Source organism: Streptomyces sp. Ru62, assembly GCF_002920615.1.
GTDB lineage: Bacteria > Actinomycetota > Actinomycetes > Streptomycetales > Streptomycetaceae > Streptomyces.
This window is the reverse complement of record NZ_PQSU01000027.1, coordinates 24,957-47,686: the sequence shown is the minus strand read 5'-3', so window position 1 is coordinate 47,686 and position 22,730 is coordinate 24,957. Positions and strand designations below refer to the sequence as shown.

19 protein-coding genes and 2 pseudogenes are annotated in these 22,730 nt (G+C 75.8%); 19 read left to right on the top strand and 2 right to left on the bottom strand.

The window, feature by feature from the left end; genetic code table 11:
- Nucleotides 1–11 precede the first annotated feature (11 nt).
- The 15 genes and pseudogenes from C3492_RS31495 (at nt 12) to C3492_RS31425 (ending at nt 15,540) form a co-directional block, all read left to right on the top strand.
- Nucleotides 12–1,646: a carbamoyltransferase C-terminal domain-containing protein gene (locus tag C3492_RS31495; RefSeq protein ID WP_103816047.1), complete on the top strand. Its 1,635-nt coding sequence runs from the start codon at nt 12–14 to the stop codon at nt 1,644–1,646.
- A complete protein-coding gene (locus C3492_RS31490; RefSeq protein ID WP_103816046.1) occupies nt 1,643–2,638 on the top strand; it encodes a glycosyltransferase family 2 protein in 996 nt (331 codons plus the stop codon). The genes C3492_RS31495 and C3492_RS31490 overlap by 4 nt, the downstream gene beginning before the upstream one ends.
- Nucleotides 2,635–3,486, top strand: a complete 852-nt coding sequence (locus C3492_RS46700; RefSeq protein WP_308461168.1) for an HAD-IIIA family hydrolase — start codon at nt 2,635–2,637, stop codon at nt 3,484–3,486. The genes C3492_RS31490 and C3492_RS46700 overlap by 4 nt, the downstream gene beginning before the upstream one ends.
- Nucleotides 3,483–4,493, top strand: coding sequence for a glycosyltransferase family 9 protein (locus C3492_RS31480; RefSeq protein WP_103816119.1), 1,011 nt, complete (start codon nt 3,483–3,485; stop codon nt 4,491–4,493). Before C3492_RS46700 ends, C3492_RS31480 begins: the two co-directional genes overlap by 4 nt.
- On the top strand, nt 4,490–5,452 hold the full coding sequence (locus C3492_RS31475; protein WP_103816045.1) for a glycosyltransferase: 963 nt from the start codon (nt 4,490–4,492) through the stop codon (nt 5,450–5,452). The genes C3492_RS31480 and C3492_RS31475 overlap by 4 nt, the downstream gene beginning before the upstream one ends.
- Nucleotides 5,449–6,681 carry a glycosyltransferase gene (locus C3492_RS31470; protein WP_103816044.1) on the top strand — a complete coding sequence of 411 codons (1,233 nt, stop codon included), beginning with the start codon at nt 5,449–5,451 and terminating at the stop codon, nt 6,679–6,681. The genes C3492_RS31475 and C3492_RS31470 overlap by 4 nt, the downstream gene beginning before the upstream one ends.
- Nucleotides 6,678–7,319: pseudogene (locus C3492_RS46175) on the top strand (SIS domain-containing protein); the annotation flags it as partial. The gene C3492_RS31470 and the pseudogene C3492_RS46175, both read left to right, overlap by 4 nt.
- A gap of 341 nt (nt 7,320–7,660) precedes the next feature.
- The gene (locus C3492_RS31460; protein ID WP_103816042.1) at nt 7,661–9,082 is read left to right on the top strand and encodes a PfkB family carbohydrate kinase; all 1,422 of its coding nucleotides are present in this window, start codon (nt 7,661–7,663) and stop codon (nt 9,080–9,082) included.
- Between the two features lie 610 nt (nt 9,083–9,692).
- Nucleotides 9,693–10,654: pseudogene (locus tag C3492_RS31455) on the top strand (glycosyltransferase family 9 protein).
- Nucleotides 10,644–11,585, top strand: coding sequence for a glycosyltransferase family 2 protein (locus tag C3492_RS31450; protein WP_103816041.1), 942 nt, complete (start codon nt 10,644–10,646; stop codon nt 11,583–11,585). The pseudogene C3492_RS31455 and the gene C3492_RS31450 overlap by 11 nt, the downstream one beginning before the upstream one ends.
- A 159-nt stretch (nt 11,586–11,744) precedes the next feature.
- Nucleotides 11,745–12,677, top strand: coding sequence for a glycosyltransferase family 2 protein (locus C3492_RS31445; protein ID WP_103816040.1), 933 nt, complete (start codon nt 11,745–11,747; stop codon nt 12,675–12,677).
- Nucleotides 12,678–12,801: 124 nt separating this feature from the next.
- The gene (locus tag C3492_RS31440; RefSeq protein WP_103816039.1) at nt 12,802–13,305 is read left to right on the top strand and encodes a hypothetical protein; all 504 of its coding nucleotides are present in this window, start codon (nt 12,802–12,804) and stop codon (nt 13,303–13,305) included.
- A 179-nt stretch (nt 13,306–13,484) separates the two neighbouring features.
- On the top strand, nt 13,485–14,693 hold the full coding sequence (locus C3492_RS31435; RefSeq protein WP_103816038.1) for an ANTAR domain-containing protein: 1,209 nt from the start codon (nt 13,485–13,487) through the stop codon (nt 14,691–14,693).
- A gap of 100 nt (nt 14,694–14,793) precedes the next feature.
- The gene (locus C3492_RS31430) at nt 14,794–14,988 is read left to right on the top strand and encodes a hypothetical protein (protein ID WP_103816037.1); all 195 of its coding nucleotides are present in this window, start codon (nt 14,794–14,796) and stop codon (nt 14,986–14,988) included.
- 96 nt (nt 14,989–15,084) lie between these two features.
- Complete coding sequence (locus C3492_RS31425) at nt 15,085–15,540, top strand: RpiB/LacA/LacB family sugar-phosphate isomerase (RefSeq protein ID WP_103816036.1); 456 nt, start codon at nt 15,085–15,087, stop codon at nt 15,538–15,540.
- Nucleotides 15,541–15,611: 71 nt separating this feature from the next.
- Here C3492_RS31425 and C3492_RS31420 read toward each other — a convergent pair whose 3' ends face one another.
- Nucleotides 15,612–15,977, bottom strand: coding sequence for a DUF6479 family protein (locus C3492_RS31420; protein WP_258056007.1), 366 nt, complete (start codon nt 15,975–15,977; stop codon nt 15,612–15,614).
- A gap of 131 nt (nt 15,978–16,108) precedes the next feature.
- Here C3492_RS31420 and C3492_RS31415 point away from each other — a divergent pair, with 131 nt between their 5' ends.
- The 3 genes from C3492_RS31415 to C3492_RS31405 all read left to right on the top strand — a co-directional run bounded on the left by C3492_RS31415 (nt 16,109) and on the right by C3492_RS31405 (nt 19,131).
- Nucleotides 16,109–16,480, top strand: coding sequence for a ferredoxin (locus C3492_RS31415; RefSeq protein WP_103816118.1), 372 nt, complete (start codon nt 16,109–16,111; stop codon nt 16,478–16,480).
- A 236-nt stretch (nt 16,481–16,716) separates the two neighbouring features.
- The gene (locus C3492_RS31410; RefSeq protein WP_258056018.1) at nt 16,717–17,514 is read left to right on the top strand and encodes an oxygenase MpaB family protein; all 798 of its coding nucleotides are present in this window, start codon (nt 16,717–16,719) and stop codon (nt 17,512–17,514) included.
- 54 nt (nt 17,515–17,568) lie between these two features.
- On the top strand, nt 17,569–19,131 hold the full coding sequence (locus tag C3492_RS31405) for an NAD(P)/FAD-dependent oxidoreductase (RefSeq protein WP_103816033.1): 1,563 nt from the start codon (nt 17,569–17,571) through the stop codon (nt 19,129–19,131).
- A 15-nt stretch (nt 19,132–19,146) separates the two neighbouring features.
- Here the strand turns inward: C3492_RS31405 and C3492_RS31400 are convergent, their stop codons facing one another.
- Complete coding sequence (locus C3492_RS31400; RefSeq protein WP_103816032.1) at nt 19,147–20,934, bottom strand: serine hydrolase domain-containing protein; 1,788 nt, start codon at nt 20,932–20,934, stop codon at nt 19,147–19,149.
- A 194-nt stretch (nt 20,935–21,128) separates the two neighbouring features.
- Between C3492_RS31400 and C3492_RS31395 the strand changes: the two genes are divergently transcribed.
- Nucleotides 21,129–22,625: an acyl-CoA synthetase gene (locus C3492_RS31395; protein ID WP_103816031.1), complete on the top strand. Its 1,497-nt coding sequence runs from the start codon at nt 21,129–21,131 to the stop codon at nt 22,623–22,625.
- Nucleotides 22,626–22,730: the final 105 nt, after the last annotated feature.

Sequence of the window (22,730 nt, the reverse complement as noted above, 5' to 3'; positions counted from 1 at the left end):
GGAGACAGCGCATGCACGTCCTCGGTATCAACGCACTCTTCCACGACCCCGCCGCCGCCCTCATCACCGACGGCAGGGTCGTGGCGGCCGCGGAGGAGGAGCGGTTCTCCCGCCGCAAGCACGGCAAGCGGCCCGTTCCCTTCTCGGCCTGGGAACTGCCCGAACAGTCGGCCCGCTGGTGTCTGGAGCAGGCCGGCCTCACCCCGTCCGAGCTGGACGCCGTCGCCTACTCCTACGACCCCGCGCTGGCCCGCCCCGCCGACGAGATGGGGCTGCACGACCCCTGGGACCACCTGCGGCAGCAGTACGCCCGCGAGGCACCGGACTTCCTCGCCGAGGCACTGCCCGGACTCGATCCGGGCAAGGTGCGGTTCGTCCCGCACCACGTCGCGCACGCGGCCTCCGCCGGGCCCGTCTCGCCGTACCCGGACTGCGCCGTCCTGGTCCTGGACGGCCGCGGCGAATGCGGCTCCCACCTGGCCGGCCGCTGCACCGACCGCGAACTGACCGTCCTCGGCACCCAGCGACTGCCGGACTCCCTCGGCCTGTTCTACGAGGACCTCACCCAGCACCTCGGATTCCTGCGCAGCAGCGACGAGTTCAAGGTCATGGCGCTCGCCTCCTACGGCACCCCGCGCCACGCCGGCCGGCTGCGCGCGTACGTCCACGCCGACGACCAGGGCGGCTTCCGGGCCCGCCCGGTGCCCTGGGCCGAGTTCGTCCCGCCCCGCCCGCCCGGCGGCGCCTGGAGCCAGGACCACGCCGACCTCGCCGCGAGCGCCCAGCTCTGCCTGGAGGAGGCCATGCTGGCCCTCGCCCGGTGGCTGCGCGAGCGCACCGGCGAGGACGCGCTCACCATGGCCGGCGGTGTCGCCCTGAACTGTGTCGCCAACACCCGGCTGTGGCGGGAGAGCGGCTTCCGGCACGTGTGGGTGCAGCCCGCCGCCGGTGACGCCGGTACGGCCCTGGGCGCGGCGGCGTACGTCGCCGGGCAGAAGGACACCCTGGAACCAATGCCGACCGCCGCGCTCGGCCGGGGCTGGAGCGACGCGGAACTGCGCGCGTGGCTGGAGCGGGCGGCCGTACCGTACGAGGAACCCGCCGACATCGCCGAGACCGCCGCCCAGGCGCTGGCCGACGACGGGATCGTGGCCTGGTTCCAGGGGCGCAGCGAGTACGGGCCGCGCGCGCTCGGACACCGCTCGCTGCTGGCCCACCCCGGCAAGGCGGAGAACCTGGAGCGGCTCAACGCGGTCAAGGGACGCGAGGAGTTCCGGCCCGTCGCGCCCATGGTGCTCGCCGAACGCGCGGGCGAGATCTTCGACGGGCCGCTGCCCAGCCCGCACATGCTCTTCGTGCACGACGTGGCCGCCGAGTGGAAGGCCCGCATCCCGGCCGTGGTGCACGTCGACGGCACGGCCCGCATCCAGACCGTGGACCGCGCCCAGGAACCCCTGGTGGCCCGCATGATCGAGGGCTTCGAACGGCGCACCGGACTGCCCGTGGTCGTCAACACCAGTCTCAACACCGCCGGGCGGCCCATGGTCGACGACCCCCGGGACGCCCTGGAGTGCTTCGGCTCGGCCCCGGTCGACCTGCTGGTGCTCGGCCCGTTCGCGATCCGCCGTGGGAAGGCCTTCGCATGACCGACGCCCCCGCCTACACCGTCGTCGTCCCGACGATCGGCCGCCCCTGCCTCGCCGAGTGCCTGCGCGCGCTCGCCGCGGCCGACGGCCATCCGCCGCACGAGGTGGTCGTCGTGGACGACCGGCCCGCGCCCGACGGCGACCTGCCCCTGGAACCGGCCGGACAACTGCTCGACCGGGTGCGCACCCTGCGCACCGGCGGCCGGGGGCCGGCCGCGGCCCGCAACGCCGGCTGGCAGACGGTCCGCACGCCGTGGACGGTGTTCCTGGACGACGACGTCCAGGTGCTGCCGGACTGGTCCCGGCGGCTCGCCGACGACCTGCGGCAGGCCGGCCCCGACGTCGGCGGTGTCCAGGGGCGGTTGCGTGTCCCCCTGCCCCTGGACCGCCGGCCCACCGACTGGGAACGCACCACCAAGGGCCTGGAGAACGCCGCCTGGGCCACCGCCGACATGGCCTACCGCACCGAGGCGCTGAAGCGGACCGGTGGTTTCGACGAACGCTTTCCGCGGGCCTTCCGCGAGGACGCCGACCTCGCCCTGCGCGTCCAGCGGGCGGGCTGGTCCCTGGCCCGGGGCACCCGGGTCACCCGGCACCCGGTCCGCCCCGCCCACTGGTGGGCCTCGCTGCCCGTGCAGCGCGGCAACGCCGACGACGCCCTGATGAACCGGCTGCACGGCCGCGACTGGTGGGACCGCGCGCAGGCGCCGCGCGGCCGGCTGCCCCGCCACCTGGTGGTCACCGGCGCCGCCCTCGCCGCGGCCGGCTGCGCGCTGGCCGGACGGCGCCGGGCCGCGACCGCCTGCGCCGCCCTGTGGACGCTCGGCACCACCGAGTTCGCCCTCGCCCGCATCCTGCCCGGGCCGCGCACCGCCCGCGAGATCGCCGGGATGCTCGGCACCAGCGTGCTCATCCCGCCGCTCGCCGTCCGGCACTGGCTGCGCGGAGTCGTCCGCCACCGGCACGCCGAGCCCCTGGGAGGTGCCGAGTGAGCAGGCTGTCCGCCGTCCTGTTCGACCGTGACGGCACCCTCGTCGTGGACGTGCCGTACAACGGCGACCCCGGCCGGGTGCGGCTGATGCCGGGCGCCGCCGCGGCCGTGGCGCTGGCCCGGTCCGCCGGGCTGCCGACCGGGGTGGTCAGCAACCAGTCCGGCGTCGGCCGCGGGCTGCTCACCGTGGAGCAGGTGGTCCGCGTCAACGAGCGCGCCGACGAGCTGCTGGGCGGGCTGGACACCTGGGTGTTCTGCCCGCACGCCCCCGACGCCGGCTGCGCCTGCCGCAAGCCCCGCCCCGGCCTGATCCACACCGCCGCCGCCCGGCTGGGCGTGCCGCCGTCGGAGTGCCTGGTGATCGGCGACATCGCCGCGGACGTCCTGGCCGCCCGCGCGGCCGGTGCCCGGGGCGTCCTGGTCCCGAACGCGGCCACCGCGCCGGCGGAGGTGGAACGTTTCGCCACGGAGAGTGCGCCCGACCCCCTCACCGCGGTCCGCGCGGCCCTGACGGAGGCGGGCCTCGCCCCGCCGAGGCGACCCCGGCCCCCCCACGCCCCACCCGCGCGGACGGCCCCGGCCGGCGACGGGATGCGATGGTCGCACCAGGGCACCGCGGTGGTCGCCGAGGGCCGGTGGTCGTCGGTGCGGTCCTCCGGGCGGGACGCGGAGGGACCCGAGGGGCCACGGCCGTCCGGGCGGAGTGCCGCGGTGGCCGCCGGGACACGCCGGCCACCCGCGTCCGGAGCGGCGGCCCCGCAGTGGCCCCGCCCGTCCGCACCCGACCCGTCCGCCCCCGAACGGCCCCGGTCGGCGACGGCGCGGGCCCTCGGGAGGTGGTCGGCGTGAAATCGCTCGTCGTCCGGCTCGACAGTTTCGGTGATGTGCTGCTCGCCGGTCCCGCCGTGCGTGCCGTCGCCGCCCGGTCCTCGCACGTCACCCTGTTGTGCGGCCCTCGCGGCGCGGACGCCGCCCGGCTGCTGCCCGGGGTGGACGAGGTGCTGGTGTGGGAGGCGCCCTGGGAGGGGTTCGACCCGCCCCCGGTCAGCCCCGCGGACATCGACGGGCTGGTGGGGCGGCTGCGCGCCGGGGCCTACGACACCGCGCTCGTCCTCACCTCCTTCCACCAGAGCCCGCTTCCCATCGCCCTGCTGCTCCGGCTCGCCGGTGTCGGCCGGATCGGTGCCGACAGCGTGGACCACCCCGGCCGGCTCCTCGACGTACGCCACCGGAGGCTGGAGGGCCGGCACGAGGCCGAGGCGGCGCTGGACACCGCCGCCGCCATGGGATTCCAGCCGCCGCCGGGGGACGACGGGCGGCTGCGCGTCCTCCCGCCCCCGGACACCGGCAGCCTCACCGGCTACGGCCCCTACGTCGTCCTGCACCCCGGCGCCAGCGCCCCCGCGCGCGCCTGGAGCCCGCACCGCTGCGCCGAGGCGGTCACGCTCCTCGCCGACGCCGGGCACCGCGTGGTCGTCACCGGCGGCCCCGAGGAGACCGGCCTCACCCGGCGGGTCAGCGGGGACCTGGCCGTGGACCTCGGCGGCCGGACCTCCCCGCGCACCCTCGCCGGCGTGCTGCGCATGGCCGATGTCGTGATCAGCGCCAACACCGGCCCGGCCCACCTCGCCGCCGCCGTCGGCACCCCGGTCGTCTCGCTGTTCGCGCCCGTCGTACCGGCCGAGCGCTGGGCGCCGTACGGCGTCCCCGTCATCCTGCTCGGCGACCAGTCGGCGCCCTGCGCGGACACCCGGGCCCTCACCTGCCCGGTGCCCGGCCACCCCTGTCTGGACGAGGTCACCGGACAGGACGTGGTGCGCGCGGTGCACAAGCTCATCCAGGAGCGGCAGTCATGAACATCCTCGTCTGGCACGTGCACGGATCCTGGCTCACCGCCTTCGTGCAGGGCCCGCACACCTACCTCGTCCCGGTCACCGACGACCGCGGACCCGACGGCCTCGGCCGCGCCGTGACCTGGGACTGGCCGGAGAGCGTGCGGGAACGCACGCCGAAGGAACTGTGGGACTGCGACATCGACCTCATGGTCCTGCAACGCCCGCACGAACTTGACCTCGCCCTGCGCTGGACCGGCCGCCGGCCCGGGGTGGACGTGCCCGCCGTGTACGTCGAGCACAACAGCCCCGACGAGTCGCCCGAGCGCCAACTCCACCCGCTGGCCGGGCAGTCCGCGATCCCCGTCGTGCACGTCACCCACTTCAACCGGCTGATGTGGGACAACGGCCAGGCCCCCACCGAGGTCGTCGAGCACGGCATCATCGACCCCGGCGCGCTCTGGACGGGCACCGAGCGGCGCGCGGCCGTCGTGGTCAACGAGCCCGTGCGCAGGGGCCGTACCACCGGCACCGACCTGCTGCCCCGGTTCGCCCGGTCCGCGCCCCTGGACGTCTTCGGCATGCGCACCGAGGGGCTCGCCGAGCACCTCGGCCTGCCGCCCGAGCGCTGCCGCACCCGGGACCTGCCGCAGCACGAGCTGCACCGGGAGATGGCCCGGTGCCGGGTCTACCTGCACCCCGTGCGCTGGACCTCGCTCGGGCTGTCCCTGCTGGAGGCCATGTTCCTGGGCATGCCCGTGGTCGCCCTGGACACCACGGAGGCCCGGGAGGCGATACCCGAGGGCGCCGGGGTGGTCTCGAACCGCCTCGACGTCCTGGAGGACGCCGTACGGGCCTTCCTCGCCGATCCCGGACTGGCGCGCCGCACCGGCGCGGCGGCCCGGGCCGCGGCCCAGGACCGCTACGGAGAGCGGCGCTTCCTGGACGACTGGGAGCGCCTGATCAAGGAGGTCACCCGATGAGCCGCATTCCGCACACGGCCGGGCGCGTCGCCATGGTCTCCGAGCACGCCAGCCCACTGGCCGCGCTCGGCGGACCGGACGCGGGCGGCCAGAACGTGTACGTGGCGCAGGTCGCCCGGCAGCTCGCCAGAAAGGGATACCGGGTCACGGTGTACACCCGGCGGGACTCGGCGGGCCTTCCGGACCGGGTGACCCTCATCGACGGCGTGCAGGTGGTGCACGTGCCCGCCGGACCGCCCGCACCCGTCCCCAAGGACGAACTCCTGCCCCACATGACCGAGTTCGGGACCTTCCTGGCCCGGCAGTGGGCCCTGAGCCCGCCCGACGTGGTGCACGCCCACTTCTGGATGTCGGGCCTGGCCGCCCTGGCGGGCGCCCGCGACCTCGGGATCCCGGTCGTGCAGACCTACCACGCGCTGGGCACGGTCAAGAAGCGCTACCAGGGTGCCGCCGACACCAGCCCGCCGCAGCGCCTCGCCGTCGAGGAGGCCATCGGCCACGAATGCGCCCGGATCATCGCCACGTGCAGCGACGAGGTGGCCGAACTGAAGGCCATGGGGCTGCCGGAGGACCGGATCAGCGTCGTGCCGTGCGGGGTCGACCCCGACCAGTTCGCCCCCGTCGCCCACACCCGCCCGTCCGGCGCCCGCAGGCGGCTGCTGGCCGTCGGCCGGCTCGTGCCCCGCAAGGGCTTCGACCGCGCCATCCGCGCCCTGGCCGACGTCCCCGACGCCGAACTCCTCATCGCCGGCGGCCCCGAGGCCGACCTGCTCGGTGCCGAACCCGAGGCCGCCCGCCTCTACGCCATCGCCGGCGAGTACGGCGTCCAGGACCGGGTCACCCTGCTCGGCGGGGTCAGCCGGGCCCGTATGCCCCGGCTGATGTCCAGCGCCGACCTGGTGCTGTCGCTGCCCCGGTACGAGCCCTTCGGGATCGTCCCGCTGGAGGCCATGGCCTGTGCCACGCCGGTCGTCGCCACCGCCGTCGGCGGCCAGCTCGACACGGTCGTGGACGGCACCACGGGCGTCCTGGTCCCGGCCGACGACGACCACGACCTCGGCGCGGTCGTCCGCGCCCTCCTCGCCAACCCCGACCGGCTCGCCCGGTACGGGGCCGCCGGCCGCGCCCGGGTGCTCGGCCACTACACCTGGGACCGGGTGGCCGACGGCGTGGCCGGGGTGTACGGCGCCGTGTCCTCCATCCGCTCGCTCTCGGGAGTGGTCCGATGAAGAGTCCGACGAAGGGTACGGCGAAGGGTCCGGGGAAGACCGTCACCGGCACGGCGCACGGGAACACCGGCCCCGGCACCGCCACTGCGCACTGCGACGACCTGGCCAAGGCCCTGGAGGCGTTCCGCGACCACGGTCCGCTCATCGAGCGCTGGGGCACCGAACTCGCCCGGCGGCTGGGCGCGGGCGCACGGCTGCTCGTCGCGGGCAACGGCGGCAGCGCCGCCCAGGCCCAGCACCTCACCGCCGAACTGGTCGGCCGCTACCGCGACGACCGGCCGCCGTTCTCCGCGGTCGCCCTGCACGCCGACACCTCCTCCACCACGGCGATCGCCAACGACTACGGCGTCCAGGAGGTGTTCGCCCGCCAGACCGCCGCGCACGGCCGCCCCGGCGACGTGCTCCTGCTGCTGTCCACCAGCGGCGCCAGCGCCAACCTGCTGGCCGCCGCCGACCGCGCGCACCGGCTCGGCCTGACGGTGTGGGCGCTGACCGGACGGGCCCCCAACCCGCTGCAACTCGGCGCGGACGACGCGCTGTGCGTCGACGCCCCCCTCGGCGCCACCGTCCAGGAACTGCACCTGGTCGCCGTCCACATGCTCTGCGAGGCCTTCGACCAGGCCGTCGAACGGGGGGAGGCCGACCACGGGCCGGCGGACCCCGGCGCCGACGACCGATCGGACGCGGCCGGGCACGGCCGGGGAGGCAGTCCGGGCGGCGAGCGCGAGCGACGCGCCGAAGGGGAGCGACACGCCGAAGGCAAGCGCGCTGTCGATGGCCGAGGGGGTCTCGATGGTCGGCCGGGTGCCGGCGGTGGGCCGGGTGTCGATGGTCGGCCGGGTGCCGGCGGTGGGCCGGGTGTCGATGGCCGGCCCGGTGCCGACGGCAAACCCGGTGTCGTGGGGCGGCTCGTGGGCCGTGCCCGCAGCGCCGGCCGGGCCGCGCCCGGCGCGCCCGTAGCCCCCAGGAAGGGACACACATGACCGCCTCGCAGACACCCCTGGTCGTCGTGGGCGACGCCCTGCTCGACCACGACCTGTGCGGCCGGGCCGAGCGGCTGGCACCGGACGCGCCCGTCCCCGTCGTCCACGGCACCCGGCGCAGTTCCCGGCCGGGCGGCGCCGCGCTCGCCGCCTGCCTCGCGGCGGCCGACGGGCGGCCCGTCACCCTGGTCACCGCCCTCGGCGCCGACGCCGCCAGCGACACCCTGCGGGAGCTGCTGTCCGGCCGCGTCGGCCTGGTCGAGGTGCCGCTGGAGGGCACCCTGAGCAGCAAGACCCGCGTCCTGGCCGGGGACCGGCCACTGCTCCGCCTCGACGACGGCGAGGGCCGGGCCCGCGAGGCGACCCAGGAGGCGGTGTCCACGATCGCGGCGGCCGGGGGTGTCCTCGTCGCCGACTACGGCCGTGGTACCGCCGACGTCCTCCGGGACGCCCTCGCGCACACGGCGGCCCCCGTCGTCTGGGACCCGCACGTGCGCGGCCGGCCCCCGGTCCCCGGCGTCCGTCTGGCCACGCCCTCGGCCCAGGAGGCCCGCGCCTTCGCCCGGCAGCTCGACGACGCCGAGCCCGGCGACGCGGCAGGGCTGCGCACCGCCGCCCGGGATGCCCGCGCCCTCGTGCGGGCCTGGCGGGCGCAGGCCGTCGCGGTGACCCTCGGCGAACGCGGCGCCCTGCTCTCCCACGGCGAGACCCCGCTGCTCGTGCCGACCCCGGCCGCCGCCACCGGCGACCCCTGCGGGGCCGGCGACCGGTTCGCCGCTGCCGCGGCCGGTCTGCTCGCCGACGGCGCCCTCACCGAGGCCGCCGTACAGGCCGCCGTCCACGCCGCCACCCGGTACGTCGCCGAGGGCGGCGCTCGCGCGGTCGCCGTCCCGGACCAGCCGGAGACGGCCGAGGAGGGGCCGGGTGACGGCGACACCACCGCGGATGCCGTACGTACGGCCGCGCGGGTACGGGCCGCGGGCGGCACCGTGGTCGCGGCGGGCGGCTGCTTCGACCTGCTGCACGCCGGGCACGTCGCCCTGCTCCAGGCCGCCCGCCGGGCCGGTGACTGCCTCGTCGTGTGCGTCAACTCGGACGACTCGGTCCGCCGCCGCAAGGGTGACGGCCGCCCGCTCGTCCCGGCCGCCGACCGGGTGCGGGTGCTGCGGGCCCTGGAGTGCGTGGACGCCGTGGCCGTGTTCGACGAGGACACCCCCGAACACATCCTCGGCGAACTCCGCCCGCACATCTGGGCGAAGGGCGGCGACTACGCCCGGACCCGGCTGCCCGAACAGCCCCTCGTGGAGAGCTGGGGCGGCCAGGTCCTCCTGCTGCCCTACCTCGACGGCCGCTCCACCACCGGCCTCGCCCGCCGCGCGGCCCTGACCCCGGCACCCACGGGAGGAGACGCCAGGTGAGCACGGCACGGCCCCTGGCCGGACCCCGCCCCCACGCTCCGGCAGACCGGGCACCGACCGGTCGGGCCCGTCGCACCCCGCCCCGGGAGAAGGGGTGGCCGCCGTCCGCCGGGCGTCTGGCGGGGGTTCCGGGCTGCGGAAGCGGGGTGCTGAGCGAGGGACGGCTCGCTCGCGCCTCCGGCCGGGCTGTCGCGTCGGCTCGCGCCTCGGGCCGGGCTGTCGCGCCGGCGTGTGGCGTTGGTGCCGGGCGTCCGGTGCGGGTCTTGGGCCGGGGAAGCGGGTCGGTGGGCGGGACGTGCCTCCGCGCGCCCCCAGCCGGAACCGGCCGCCGGCCCGGCCCCGGCGCACATCCCGCCCGCGTCTCGCACCCCCGACCGAGGCGTACCGCCCCCTCGGGCGAGCGGCCTCGGCGAACGGAGCACGTGCGCCGGCCCGGCCCCGGCGCACATCCCGCCCGCGCCTCGCACCCCCGACCGAGGCGTCCCGCCCGCTCGGATCGGCGGCCTCGGCGAACGGAGCACGGCCCGCCGCCCGTCCCCGGCTTCCGCACGCAACGGAGGACCCACTCGGTGACCCGCACCCCGATCCCCACCCGGACCCCCCGGCCGTCCTGGTCCTGCGCGCCCTGGGCCTCGGCGATCTGCTGGCCGGCGTGCCCGCGCTGCGGGGCGTCCGGCGGGCCTTCCCCGGCCACCAGGTCGTCCTCGCCCAGCCGCCGGGGCTCACCGAACTCGCCCTGGCGACCGGGGCGGTCGACGCCGTGTTCCCGGCCGAGGCGCCGGGCCGCGCGGTGCCGGACCTCGGTCACTGGCCCGGCCGCCCCCCGACGTGGCGATCGACCTGCACGGCAACGGTCCCGAGAGCCGCGACGCCCTGGTCGCCCTGCGCCCGCGCCGGCTGCTCGCACACGCGTGCCCGGACGGCCCGCCGTGGCGGGCCCAGGCGAACGAACGGGACCGCTGGTGCGCCTTCCTGCACGGCTACGGCATCGCGGCCGACCCCCTGGACCTGCGGCTGCCCCGGCCCACCACACCGTCCCCCGCCCCGGGCGCGGTCGTCGTGCACCCCGGCGCGGCCTCGGGCTCCCGCCGCTGGCCGGGGGAGCGGTTCGCCGCCGTCGTACGGTGTCTGGGCGCCGCGGGCCATGACGTGGTCCTCACCGGCGGCCCCGGCGAGGACGCCCTGGTCCGCTCGGTCGCCGAACGCAGCGGCCGGCGGGGCTGCGACGTGCTGACCGGCGGCCTGCCGTTCGGGGAGCTGTCCGCGCTGGTCGCCGGGGCGTCCCTGGTGCTCAGCGGCGACACCGGCCTCGCCCATCTCGCGGTGGCCCACGGCACCCCTTCCGTCACCCTGTTCGGACCGGTCCCCCCGCGCCTGTGGGGGCCGCCCCCGAGCCCGGACCACCTCGCCCTGTGGAAACCCGGCCCGCCCGGCGACCCGCACGGCCGCACCCCCGACGCCCGTCTGCTGCGCATCCGCGCAGGTGAGGTCGCCGCGGCCTGTCTGACGCTCCTGCGGGACGTGCGCAGCCGGCAGGAGCGGACGGGCCCGGAGGTGGCGGATGTCCACTGAGCAGGCGCCGGGCCGCGTGCACCGGCCCACGACCCCGGGCGACCCGCGCATCACGGTCGCCGTCATCACCCGCGACCGCACCGCCAGCCTGCTGCGCACCCTGGACGCGTTGGCCGCGCTGCCCGAGCGGCCGCCGGTCATCGTCGTGGACAACTCCCGCGACGACACCACCCGCCGCACCGTGGCCGGCCACCCGGCGATCGCGCGCCTGCTGCGGCCCGCCGCCAACACCGGTGCCCTCGGCCGCAACCTGGCCGTCCGGCACGCCGACACCCCCTACGTCGCCTTCAGCGACGACGACTCCTGGTGGGAGCCGGGAAGCCTCGCCCGCGCCGCCGACCTCCTCGACGGGCACCCCCGGCTCGGCCTGCTCGCCGCCCGCACCCTGGTCGGCGACGAGGACGCCGAGGACCCCCTCAACGCGGTGCTCGCCGCCTCACCGCTGCCACTGGAACCGGACCTGCCCGGCCGCCCCGTGCTCGGGTTCCTCGGCTGCGCCTGCGTGGTCCGCCGCGAGGCGTTCCTGAACGCGGGCGGCTACCACCCGTTGCTCTTCTTCGGCGGCGAGGAGACCCTGCTCGCCTACGACCTGGCCGCCGCGGGCTGGGGCGTCGCCTACGAACCCTCCCTGCGCGCCCGCCACCACCCCGAGGACCACGACCGCACCGGCCGCTCCTTCCTCGTCCGGCGCAACCACGTGCTGACCACCTGCCTGCGCCGCCCCTGGCCGGTCGTCCTGCGCGCCGGCGCCGACCTGGCGCTGGCCGCCGCGGCCGGCCGCCCCGGTGCGCGCCGCGCCCTGAAGGAGACCGTCGCCCGGTTCCCGGCCGCCCTCGCCCGCCGCCGGCCCCTGCCCCCGCGCGTCGAACACGCCGCGGGCCTGCTCGACCGGGAGCCGGCCGGCCGCCACCGCGGAGGCACCGGGCAATGACCGGGACGGCCGCGAGAACCGTGCCCGGGACCGACTTGGCGCGCTCACCCCCACCGCAACGCGCCGGACGCTGACGCCCCCCCACCCGCCCTCACCCCCACCGCAACGCGCCGGACCCTGACGACCCCGCCCTCACCCCCCACCCGGAGGCGCCGGACGATGACCAGTACCGCCCCCGAGACCTCTGCCAGGACCGCCCCCGACGGCCGTACGACCGTCGTCCTGATCACCCACAACCGCCGTGACGAACTGCTGCGCACCCTCACCCTGCTGCGCCGGCTGCCCGAGCGGCCGCCCGTGATCGTCACCGACAACGCCTCCACCGACGGCACCGCCGAAGCGGTCGCCCGGGAGTTCCCGGAGATGACCCTGCTGCGTCCCGGCCGCAACCTGGGCGCCATCGGCCGCAACCTGGCCGTGCAACGGGTGCGCACGCCGTACGTCGCCTTCTGCGACGACGACACCTGGTGGGAGCCCGGCAGTCTGCGCCGGGCCGCCGACCTGCTGGACGCCGGTCCCCGGCTCGCGGGCGTCACCGCGCGGATCCTCGTGGAACCGGAGGGCACCGAGGACCCGGTCGTGCGCGAGCTGCGCGAGTCCCCGCTGTCCGGACCCGACTGGCTCCCCGGACCCGCCCTCGGCTCCTTCCTCGCCGCCGCCACCGTGCTGCGCACCGAGGCGTTCCGCGCCGGCGGCGGCTTCCACCCGGGCCTGTGGCTCGGCGGCGAGGAGGAACTGCTCGCCTGTGACCTGCTGCGCCAGGGCTGGTGGCTCGCCTACGCCGAGGAACTCACCGTCCACCACCACGCCTCCCGGCTGCGCGACAGCACGGCCCGGCGGGTCCTCGGACTGCGCAACACGCTGTGGTTCACCTGGCTGCGCCGACCGCTGCTGCCGGCGCTCCGCCGGACCGGGCACCTCATCCGGACCGTCCCCCGGGACGTCGCCTCCGCCCGCGCGTTCGCCCACGCCACCGCCGGACTGCCGTGGGTGCTGCGCCAGCGCGACCCCGTACCGCCGGACCTGGAACGCCGGCTCGCCGCACTCGAAAGAGCCCGCAGGGACTCACCCGCCCGGCGGTACGTCGGCTGACCTGACGGCGGTACGACACGCCCGGGGACGTCGTTGCATCCCCCGCACCGCGCGGGCACAGTGATGTCCCGGTCAAGACGCGGCCGGCTGATCCTTCCTCCCGCCTCCAGGAAGCCCGATCCCCGTGGAAACCCGATCACCCAGGGAAGACGGTCAGCCGTCACCCGCCCGCGTCCGCCCCGGCGGCCCCGCCCCGCTGCTCCTGCAGACCGTGCACGAGCACCGCCCGGGGCTCGGCGGCATCAGCGTCCTGAAGACCCGTGGCACGGTCGACGCCTCCAACGCCCGGCTGTTCTCCGAAGCCCTCGCCGAGCACGTGGCCCATGCCGGCCAGGCCGGTGAACACCCCCTGCTGGACCTGAGCGAGGCGTATCTCGCCTGTGCCGACGCGGTGCGCTCCCTGGACCGGGCGACCGGGGCCCTCGCGCACACCGGCCGCGCCCTGTCCGTCGTACAGCCCAGACCGCACGTCCGGGAGGCCCTGACCTCGGCCGGGCTGCCGGGCATCCGGGTGCACGCCACCCTGGCGTCGGCCCTGGACGCCCTGACGTCCCGCGAACCGGGACGGGAACGGGCGTGCCAGCCGGCGTGCGAACCGGCCCGCCCGGACCCCGGCGGCCTCGGCTAGCGACCGCGCGGCCCGCCGCTCTGCCGCACGGCGCGGTGGATGGCGCGGTCGACGGCCCGGGGCCTACCGTGCGCAATGGCGCACAGGTCGGGAAGAGGCCGATCGAGTTCTTTGGGACGTCCTGTCTGGGTGATGCGATGAAACCTTCTTCCGGCCGACCTGCGGCACCGGCTCCCCTCGTGATCGAGTCCTCCGTCGTCGAGGGGCTGCCCGCCGAGGGCGCCCTCCTGCTGCGCATGTCGGGCAGCCTCGACGCCGACGGCGCCCAGGCCTGGTCGGAGGAGCTGCGCGGTCACCTGGAACAGGCGGACCGCGCCGGACTGCGCCCCGTGCTCGACATGGCGCACGTCCAGCTCGGCGGCGCCGCCGTGCTGCGCACGCTCAGCGAGACGACCCGGGCACGCACCGGACGCCCCGACCTGATCATCGTCCGCGCCCGCCCCGGGGTCCGCGAGGCGGTGCACCTGGCCCGCCTGGACGGCGTGCGGCTGTACGCCACCCTGGACGAGGCGCTGCGCGAGCTGGCCCGTGCCGCCTCCCGGGTGGAGGAGCTGCCCGCCTGGCGGTCGCAGATGGCGGACCCGCTGCGGCCCTCGTACGAGGACCTGCACAAGGAGGTCCGCGCGCTGCGCGCCCGGGTGCGCACCGCGCCGGTGATCGGCATGGCGCAGGGCACGCTCATGGTCCGCTACGGACTGCCGGACTCCGGCAGCGCCTTCCGGGTGCTGCGCGAGGCCTCGCAGCGGTTCAACGTGCCGCTGCGGGTCCTGGTCTCGGCCGTGGTGGTGGCCCGGCCCCCGGACGGCGACGTGTGGTTCCCGGGCCGCCGCTCACTGCCGGTGCCGCAGCTGCGGATGCTGGCCCGCGGCGGCCGGGACCCGCGCTACCGCCGGCAGATGATCGACGCCGTCCTGCACGAGGCGCTGGCCATCGGGAAGGCACCCGCCGGGTACGTGCAGTTCGTGGACCCGGCCGTGAACGCCCTGATGCTGGAGACCCACTACGGCTGTGCGGAGACGTTCCTGGACCAGCTCGTGCGCGGCCGGGGCGACGGCACGGCCGACGCGGCGGCCCGGGTCCGGGGCCGCCAGGTGAGCGTGCCCGACGTCGCGACGGACACGCAGCTCTCCGACGACTGCCGGCGCGTGCTGCTGGCCACCGGCACCCGGGCCGTGCACAGCGTCCCGGTGCTCTCCTCCGCCGGCTCGTGCACCGGCGTGATCACCCTGCACTGGCCCGACGCCGGTCACCGGACGACCGCCGCGCAGGCCGAGGCGTTCGCCCTGCTCGCCGCGGACACGTCGGCCTGGCTGAGTTGGTACCACCGCTCGGTGCTCCTGGACGCCCTCGAACACCTCCACCGGACGCTGACCCACCCGGCGCCGTGAATCCGGTCCACCGCCGGTGTGCGTCACCCGCGTCCCGCTGGGAACCCGGGCTCCGTACGGAGCACGCACCATCACGCACCATCCGGAGGGAGTCCGGCGCATGTCCAATCCGCAGCAGCCCGAACAGCGGCGCAGTGACAAGGGTGGCGCCACCCCGCAGGACAGCGGCGAGCTGAAGGCCCGCCAGCCGGCCGGCCGGGACGCGGGCGGCCGCCCGCACGGCTCGGACAAGGGCGGCAAGGGCGGGGGCGAGGGCGGCGGGGTGCCTCCGGCACAGCAGCCCGACCACCCCTGACCCCCGCATCCTGCCCGACGCCTGCCGGACGGCCCCTCCGCGGGGCCGTTCGGCATGTCCGGCCGGGTCCGGGCGCCACGCGCTACGCTCCGGGGTATGCGGATCTCCGTCTCCTCCGACATGGACGAACCCGTGGCCCGTCTGCTGGTCGCGGAGCTGCGACGCCGTGGCCACGAGGTGCGGGAACACGGCGCGCTGAGGCCCGGGGCCGACGCGCAGTGGGCGGTCTGTTCCCAGGCCGCCGCCCGGGACGTGGCCGAGGGCGCGGCCGACCAGGCGGTGGTGTGCTGCTGGACCGGTACCGGCGCGTCCATCGCGGCCAACAAGGTGCCGGGCGTGCGCGCGGCGCTGTGCGTGGACGCCGGCACGGCGGACGGGGCGCGGCGCTGGAACGACGCCAACGTCCTCGCGCTGAGCCTCAGGCTCACCTCGGAACCGGTGCTGAAGGAGATCCTCGACGCCTGGTTCGCGGCCGAGCCCAGCCAGGATCCCGAGGACCGGGAGAACGTGGCCCGCGTCGGCCGCCTGGACGCCGCCCGGAAGTCCTCCTAGGGGCGCACGGCGGTCCGGCGCGGGCCGGCTTGCCGGGGATCGGTGGGGGGCGGGACCGGCGCGGCCGAAGCTCAGTGGGCGCCGAGTCCGCCGCCGCCGAACGAGCCGCTGGAGCCCTTGCTCCAGCGCGGACGCTCCTTCGACGGGTTGGTCCGGGTGTCCATGTTGGTCAGCTCGTACGGGGTGAGCGGGCGGTCGCCCTTGGGGATCCGCGGTACCTCCGCGGACTCCCGGTTCTCCCGGACCTCGTGCACCGGCCCCTCCGGCGGCAGCTTGGGCTGTTCCTCGGGGCGGGGGCGCGGGGACTCGCGGTATCTGACGCGCGAGGTCATCCAGAAGCCGCCGGCCAGCAGCGCGAGAACGGCCACGGCCACGATGAACAGGAAGAGGCTCATCAGACCGCTCGCCGCGGCCAGCTGCATCGATGCGGTGTTCATAGAAGAGGGATACCCGGCCAGAACCGGACGAACCCGGACACTGTGGGTTACGGCGGTCGGCCGGGCGGTGCTCGCCATCCGGTCCCGGGGGACAGTGGTTTGTGGCCGCCCGCCCCGGCTACCCGCACGGTGTGACATCGCCGACTTCGCAGCAGCTCTACCGGTTCCTGGAGGACCGTTTCACCTGTGCCCAGGCGTGCACGGAGTGCGCCCGGGCCTGTGCCGTGCGCGCGAGCCTGGTCGACCCGGACGGGAGTGAGCACCAGGAGCGGGCGCGCCGGCTGGGCATCATGTGCGCCGAGGTGTGCGACGCGACCTGCCGCGTGCTGTGCGAGGAGAACCGACAGGACGAGGAGGCGATCCGGGTCCGGGTGGACTGGTGCCGCTCGGTCTGTCTGGAGTGCGCCCGCGCCTTCGACGAGCACCCCGGTGCCGAGTCCGCCGCGGCCGCCTGCCGGGCCTGCGCCGACGCCTGCGCGGACTTCCTGGAAACGCTCGGGTGACTTCGGAGGTGCCGTGCACCTCGGCCACACGCGTCAGTCACCGGATGCGGCCCGGTCGGCCTCGGAGTTCCTCGTCGACGTCTTCGACGCTCCGATTCCGCCGCGGGACGTGGGCGAATAGGCTGCGCCCAAGAAGCCCGGTGGGATGCGGCAAGGGGTGAGGTCACGTGGCTGTGGGCACATCCGCGGGCAACGGCGACCCCGGACTGTTCACCCCTGCCTCCGTGACCTGGCAGATGCACGGTGACCCCATGATGTGGGTCGCCGGGGTCCGTGCGCTGTACCTCCAGGCCTTGCATCCGCGTGCGGTCCGGGGCGTCATGCAGAACTCCGACTTCCGGCGGGACGCCTGGGGGCGGCTGATGCGGACCGCGCATTTCGTCGGGACCACGACCTACGGCACGAGCGAGGCCGCAGAGCGGGCCGGGGCGCGGGTGCGGAAGATCCACAGCATGCTCACCGCGACCGACCCGGACACCGGCGAGCGGTACGGCGTCGACGAGCCGGAGCTGCTGCTGTGGGTGCACTGCGCGGAGATCGACTCCTATCTGCACGTCCTGCGCCGCTCCGGCTTCCCGCTCACCGACGCCCAAGCCGACCGGTACATAGCCGAACACCGCGTCAGCGCCCGCCTGGTGGGGCTCGACCCGCACACCGTGCCGGCGAGCCGGGCGGAGCTGGCCGCGTACTTCGAAGCGGTCCGGCCGGAGCTGGCGGCCGGACCCGAGGCCCACGACGTGGACGCCTTCCTCCTCCGGCCGCCGGCACACCCGCTGCTCGTCCCGGCGCGCGAGCTGCTGTGGCGGCGGGTGGCACTGCTGGCGTACGCGGCCCTGCCGCCGTACGCCCATGAGCTGTACGGCAGACCCGCCCCCGCGCCCGCCGTCGTCACCCGCCGGCTGCGCGTCACCGGGGCCGTGCTCCGCCGGATCCCCGCACGGCTGCGCTGGCAGCTCCCGCCGAAGCACATCCTGCGGGCCATGGCGCGGCTCGGCCCGCAGGCGCGTCCGGCACCGCACAAGGTGAGGGCCTGATCCCGCCCCGGCCCGCCTCTGGCCGTCGTGGATCACCGCGTGCTACGAAGAACCATGTCCGCGAACGAGGGAACCCGCGCGTACGACGCCGTCATCGTCGGCGCAGGCCACAACGGCCTGGTCGCCGCCGCCTACCTGGCCCGGGCCGGTCGCTCGGTGCTGGTGCTGGAACGCCTGGACCACACCGGTGGCGCGGCCGTCTCCACCCGCCCGTTCGCCGGGATCGACGCCCGCCTGTCGCGCTACTCCTACCTGGTCAGCCTGCTGCCGGAGAAGATCGTGCGCGACCTCGGGCTGGACTTCCGCGTCCGCTCCCGCACCATCTCGTCGTACACCCCGGCGGAGCGCGCGGGCCGGCCCACCGGTCTCCTCGTCGGCGGCGGCGAGCAGCGCACCCGGGAGGCGTTCGCCCGGCTCACCGGCGGCGACCGCGAGTACGAGGCCTGGCAGCGCTTCTACGGCATGACCGGCCACGTCGCCCAGCGCGTCTTCCCCACGCTCACCGAACCGCTGCCCACCCGCGACGAACTGCGCCGCCGCATCGACGACGAGGCCGCCTGGCGCGCCCTGTTCGAGGAGCCGGTCGGCGTCGCCATCGAGCGGACCTTCACCGACGACCTGGTCCGGGGCGTCGTCCTCACCGACGCGCTCATCGGGACCTTCGCCGACGCCCACGACCCCACCCTCGTGCAGAACCGCTGCTTCCTCTACCACGTCATCGGCGGCGGAACCGGCGCCTGGGACGTGCCCGTCGGCGGCATGGGGGCGCTGACCGACGCGCTGGCCGACGCGGCGCGCGCGGCCGGCGCGCGCATCGCCACCGGGCACGAGGCGATCCGGATCGACACGGACGGGACGACCGCCGAGGTCGTCTACCGCACCGCCACCGGCGAGGGCACCGCGACCGCCCGCCACGTCCTGGTGAACGCCTCCCCGCACGAACTGGCCGTCCTCACCGGCGACCCGGCGCCCGAACCCGTCGAGGGGGCCCAGCTCAAGGTCAACATGCTGCTCACCCGGCTGCCCCGGCTGCGCGACCCCGAGGCCGACCCGCGCGAGGCGTTCGCCGGCACCTTCCACATCGCCGAGGGCTACCGGCAACTGGCCACCGCCCACGCCCAGGCCGCCGCCGGCGAACTCCCCGCCGCCCCGCCCTCGGAGATCTACTGCCACTCCCTGACCGACCCCACCATCCTCGGCGCCGACCTCGCCGGGCGCGGCTACCAGACCCTCACCCTCTTCGGCCTGCACGCCCCGGCCCGGCTCTTCGACCGGGACAACGACGCCGTACGCGAGGAACTGCTGAAGTCCACCCTCGCCCAGCTCGACGCCCACCTCGCCGAACCCCTCGCGGACTGCCTCGCCACCGACGCCGACGGCCGCCCCTGCATCGAGGCCAAGACCCCGCTCGACCTCGAACGGGACCTGCGGCTGCCCGGCGGCAACATCTTCCACCGGGCCCTGTCGTGGCCGTACGCCCAGGAGGACAGCGGCCGTTGGGGAGTGGAGACCCGGCACTCCAACGTCCTGCTGTGCGGGGCCGGCGCGGTGCGCGGAGGCGGGGTCAGCGGGGTGCCGGGGCACAACGCGGCCATGGCGGTGCTGGAGCGGAACTGACCGCGGGGCCCCGGCTCAGTCGGCCGAGGCCTGCCAGCCCACCGCCGCGATCCGTGCCGCGTCCGCCGGGCGCGCCCCGTCGAACAGCACCGCCCCGCCCGACTCGACGCGCAGCGCGTCGACGTACGCGCCCCGGCCGACGTAGAGCGCGTCCGTGGTGTACCGCCAACGCAGGACCAGCCGGGGGTCGGCCGGCAGGTCCGCGGCCACCCGGTGCCAGACGCGGCCCGACCAGCCGGTGACCGTGCCCGCCGGGTGGTCCTCGGGGTCCCCGCCGCGGCGGGTGGTGGTGAAGGGGACCGGGTGCCAGGTGGCGCCGCCGTCCGTGGTGGACTCCAGGGCCACCAGGTCGGAGCGCGGTTCGGTGTCCCACCACAGGGCGCAGCGCAGCCGGGCCGCGCCGGAGGAGGTGTCCAGCGCCGGCAGGGTGAGCGTGGCGGCCGTGGCGTTCGCCATGCCCGAGAACCAGGCCGTACGGCCGTTCGCCGGACGGACCGGAACCGCGCGGGCGAGGTGGTTGCCGGCGGCGACCCGGGGGGCGGAACCGGACCGCCAGGTACGCACGGGGTGCACGGAGTTGCCGAGGACGACCAGGAAGGAGTCGGTCGTGGGGTCGAGCACGAGCGAGGTGCCGGTGAAGCCGGTGTGGCCGGCCGTGCGCGGGGTGGCCATCGCCCCCATGTACCAGTGCTGGTAGAGCTCGAAGCCGAGGCCGTGCTCGTCGCCGGGGAAGGCCGTGTTGAAGTCGGTGAACATCAGGTCCACCGACTCGGGCCGCAGGATGCGGGTCCGGCCGTAGCGGCCGCCGTCGAGCAGCGTACGGCCGAGGACCGCGAGGTCCCATGCGTTCGCGAACACGCCCGCGTGACCGGCCACGCCGCCCAGGCTGTACGCGTTCTCGTCGTGCACCTCGCCCCACACCAGCCCGCGGTCCAGCCCTGACCAAGGCTTGCGCGCGTCCTCGGTGGCCGCGATCCGCGGCTTCCAGGAGGCGGGCGGGTTGTAACGGGTGCTGTCGAGGCCGAGCGGTCCGGTGATCTCGTCACGCAGCAGCACGTCCAGCGCGCGGCCGGTGATCTTCTCCAGGACGAGCTGGAGCGAGATGAGGTTCAGGTCCGAGTAGAGGTAGGCGGTGCCCGGCGGGTTGAGGGGTGCCTCGTCCCAGATGAGCTGGAGCTTCTCCTCGTACGTCGGCGCGTTGTACAGCGGGATCCACGCGCGGAAGCCCGAGGTGTGCGTGAGGAGCTGACGGATGGTCACCGCCTGCTTCCCGGCGCGTCCGAACTCCGGGAGGTACGAGGCGACCGTCCCCTCCAGGGCCAGCGCGCCCCGCTCGATCTGCTGCACGGCGAGGAGGGACGTGAACAGCTTGGAGACGGAGGCGAGGTCGAACACGGTGTCCCGGGTCATCGGGAGCTGCTGTTCGGGCGGCAGTTCGACGCCGGTGTCGGTCTTCTCGTCGTAACGGGCGTAGCGCACCGCCATGCCGATCGGCTCGTGCAGCGCCACGGTGGCGCCGCGCCCGGCGAGCAGCACGGCGCCCGCGTACCAGGGGTGCCGGGGGGAGGGTGCGAGGAACGCCTCGGCGTCGGTGACGAGTTGCCGCAGGTGCGCGGGGAGCAGCCCGGCGCGTTCCGGCGAGCCGTGGCGCAGGGTGGGGTGGCGGCCGGAGGCGGGTGCGGCGGCGGCCGGGCCCGCCGGGAGGGTGCCGAGGGCGAGTGCGCCGCCGGCGGCCAGGGTGCCCGCGACGAGCCGGCGGCGGGTCGGCCCGCTCGCTCGTCCGCCTGCCACGTCGTCCGTCATGCTGCGGCCTCCCGCGTGAAAGTATCTTTCGGCACCTGCGATGCACCGTGAAACTTTCCTGTCAGGAAGGGGATGTGTCAACGGGGCGCGTGACTTCCAAGGACTCTGATGATGTGTCAGGAACAATGCGGGTCGGCGTTCGCGCCGTCCGGGTGCTTGACCCGTTCCCGGCGCCGGACCCAGGATCATGAGCCATGACGCAGGGACAGGGCAGCACGGTCGACGGGGTGCTGCGGCGCAGCGCCCGGCGCACCCCGGCACGGGTCGCGGTCGAGTACGCCGACCGTACCTGGACGTACGAGGAACTCGACGAGGCCGTCTCCCGCGCGGCGGGGGTCCTGCTCGGCCAGGGCCTCGCCCCCGGCGACCGGGTCGGCTCCTACGGCCACAACTCGGACGCGTACCTGATCGGCTTCCTGGCCTGCGCCCGCGCCGGTCTGGTGCACGTGCCGGTCAACCACAACCTCACCGGCGACGACCTCGCCTACCTCGTCCGCCAGTCCGGCAGCTCCCTGGTGCTCACCGACCCCGGTATCGCCGGCCGGCTCCCCGGCGGCGTCCGCGCGCTGCCCCTGCGCGACACCGGCGACTCCCTCCTGGCGCGCCTGGCGACCACACCCCCGTACGACGGCCCCGAGCCACGCACCGAGGACCTGGTGCAGCTCCTCTACACCTCCGGGACCACCGCCCTGCCCAAGGGCGCGATGATGACGCACCGCGCCCTGGTCCACGAGTACCTGAGCGCGATCACCGCGCTCGACCTCAGCGCCGGCGACCGCCCCGCGCACTCCCTGCCGCTGTACCACTCCGCGCAGCTGCACGTCTTCCTGCTGCCCTACCTCGCGGTCGGCGCCACCAACCTGATCCTCGACGCGCCCGACGGGGACCGGCTGTTCGACCTGGTCGAAGCGGGGCGCGTGGACAGCCTGTTCGCCCCGCCGACGGTCTGGATCGGCCTGGCGAGCCGCCCGGACTTCGCGACCCGCGACCTGTCCGGACTGCGCAAGGCCTACTACGGCGCGTCGGTCATGCCGGTGCCGGTCCTGGAGCGCCTGCGCGAGCGGCTGCCGCAGCTCGGCTTCTACAACTGCTTCGGCCAGAGCGAGATCGGCCCGCTGGCCACCGTCCTCGCGCCCGACGAACACCAGGGCCGGATGGACTCCTGCGGCCGGCCCGTCCTGTTCGTCGACGCCCGCGTGGTCGACGAGGACGGCAAGGACGTCCCCGCGGGCACGCCCGGCGAGATCGTCTACCGGTCACCGCAGTTGTGCGAGGGCTACTGGGACAAGCCCGAGGAGACCGCCGAGGCCTTCCGCGACGGCTGGTTCCACTCCGGGGACCTCGCCGTGCGGGACGCCGACGGGTACTTCACCATCGTGGACCGGGTGAAGGACGTCATCAACTCCGGTGGCGTACTGGTGGCTTCGCGCCAGGTAGAGGATGCCCTCTACACCCACGAGGCGGTCGCCGAGGCGGCCGTGATCGGCCTGCCCGACGAGCGGTGGATCGAGGCCGTCACGGCGGTCGTCGTCCCGCGCGGCGAGGTGACGGAGGAGGAGCTGATCGCGCACGTGAAGGCCAGGATCGCGCCGTTCAAGGCGCCCAAACGGGTGCTGTTCACGGGGGAGTTGCCGCGCAACGCGAGCGGCAAGATCCTCAAGCGCGAGCTGCGCGACCGCTTCGGCGGCTAGCCGGGGCGTACGGTGTCAGGCCGGGCGTACGGTGTCAGGCCGGGCGTACGGTGCCCGGGACCGGTGGTACGACGCTCGGCCCGCGGCACCGCGACCGGGCCGGTC